We start from the raw sequence: 1,734 nt of genomic DNA on the forward strand, positions 1-1,734 counted from the left end.
TATTGAGTTTCTCGCTTATCATGATTCCCTCACCAAACTGCCGAATAAGGCAGCCTTTTATGATTACTTAAATATTACATTAAATTGCGAGCCTGGTAGTACACAATCACACGCAATATATTTTGTAGACCTAGATAACTTTAAGACAGTTAATGACACTCTAGGCCATGACTATGGTGATGAACTATTAATACAAACCGCAAAGAGATTAAATGGTTATATAAAGAGCGATGATTTACTAGCAAGGGCTGGCGGCGATGAATTCTTAATATTCAAAACAAATATTTCAACACAAGAAGAGGCCCTTAGCTTTGCAAAAAATATACTTTCTACATTCAAAGACCCAATTGATATTAATGGTACCTTCATATATATCTCTATGAGTATCGGTGTATCCTTGTACCCAATAAATGGAATTCAGTACAATACCTTAATCAAGAATGCCGATATCGCTATGTACCGTTCAAAAGATACTGGTAAGAATCGTCTTACCTTGTTCAATGAAAGTATGCAATTAGAAATCAGTAGACATTCCAAAGTAACCGAGGTTTTAAGACATGCTATTGATAAAAAAGAAATTTATCTCGTATACCAACCACAATTTGATCTAACATTAGAGCGAATCATTGGTTTTGAAGCTCTTATGAGAATAACGAATCCTACAATGGGCAAATTATCTCCTTCGGAGTTCATTCCTATCGCAGAAGAAAGTGATTTGATTAATGAACTAGGAACCTGGGCTTTACGTGAAGCATGTAGATTCAATAAACACCTACAGGATAACGGTTTTCCCTTCTGCACAGTTGCAGTTAATATATCTACAATACAACTGAATCAGAAAGGCTTTGTTAATCTTGTGGTCAATATCTTAAATGAAACTGGTCTTGCTCCACGGTACTTGGAACTTGAGATTACAGAGAGTGCAATAGCCTCCTCAATCCATGATGCTGTTTCCATATTAGATAAACTACAAAGTTTAGGTATTCGTATTTCCCTTGATGATTTTGGTACTGGCTACTCTTCTCTTAATTACCTTACTCAGATGCCTATTGACACACTTAAAATTGATAAGGTATTCATAGATAAGATTAACTTAAATAAGAAAGATAACTTCGTGGCTGAAGCCATTATCTCACTGGCTCATAATCTAGAAGTAAAAGTTGTTGCTGAAGGTGTTGAAGACAAAGAGCAATTAATCTTACTAAGAGAAAAACAATGTGATCTTATTCAAGGTTATTTATATAGTAAACCACTTAAACCTGAAGATTTGATTCAGATACTCTAGCTTAAGTAAGCAAATAAAAAAACAACTTTTGTAGCTGCTATCATATGTGAACATGTATCTTACATATGATATTCAGCTTATAAAGTTGTTTTTAATAGTACACGATGACATTTCATTTTCTTAATAACTAATTGACTGCTTATTATAAAACAGCCATGTACATACATCTTTAACTTGTAATTACATTACAGCGTATTTTTTTAATGTATTGAAAAATTCTTCATCATATCCGTGGCAAGATACGGTTAGAGATTTTTGAAATCCCATGCTTAGAACTCCTAAAAATGATTTTGCATCTACTATAATTCTTTGATAAACTACATCAATATCAAAATCACATTTCTCGGCAGCTGCTACTAAATCTTTTACATCTTCTGGTGCCTGTAATTTTATTTCTACAGATTCCATATTCACGACTCCTTTAACTAATGCAATAGAAAGTTGTGGCA

2 protein-coding genes are annotated in these 1,734 nt (G+C 33.3%); one reads left to right on the forward strand and one right to left on the reverse strand.

Annotation, left to right across the window (positions count from 1 at the left end; genetic code table 11):
- Positions 1-1,285: putative bifunctional diguanylate cyclase/phosphodiesterase (locus tag ACW2QF_RS18000; protein WP_455717398.1), on the forward strand; the 1,285-nt coding region annotated here is incomplete at its 5' end.
- 180 nt (positions 1,286-1,465) lie between these two features.
- Here ACW2QF_RS18000 and ACW2QF_RS18005 read toward each other — a convergent pair.
- On the reverse strand, positions 1,466-1,734 hold a 269-nt coding region (locus ACW2QF_RS18005), incomplete at its 5' end, for an HPr family phosphocarrier protein (RefSeq protein ID WP_455717399.1).

It is taken from the genome of Anaerosporobacter sp. (assembly GCF_965301125.1).